1 pseudogene is annotated in these 418 nt (G+C 63.6%); it reads right to left on the minus strand.

What is annotated here, in order from left to right:
- Nucleotides 1-418 (minus strand): annotated as a pseudogene (locus ACVA58_RS27795) (FAD-containing monooxygenase EthA); the annotation flags it as partial.

Consider the following 418-nt stretch of genomic DNA (forward strand, 5'->3'; position numbering starts at 1 on the left):
TGGTTGAGCAGCCGGCACACATACTGCGCGATCAGTTCGGCCTTGAGCGTCCACGAGGCATTCGTATAGCCGAACGACGATGCGAGGTTCGGAATGCCGCTGTACATCATGCCTTTATACGACACCGTCTGCGACAGGTCGACAGGGCGCCCGTCGACAGCCACGGCCGCACCGCCCAGCACCTTGAGCTTGAGCCCGGTGGCGGTGACAACCACGTCGGCGTCAAGATGCTCACCACCCTTGAGCTGCAGGCCGGTCGGCGTGAAATGTTCGATCTCGTCGGTGGCGATGGAGGCGCGGCCCGAGCGGATCGTCTTGAACAGATCGCCATCGGGCACCAGGCACAGGCGCTGGTCCCACGGGTTGTAGCGCGGCGTGAGGTGCTGGCGCACATCGAAATCGGGCCCGATCTGCTTAC

It is taken from the genome of Photobacterium sp. DNB22_13_2, assembly GCF_052873915.1.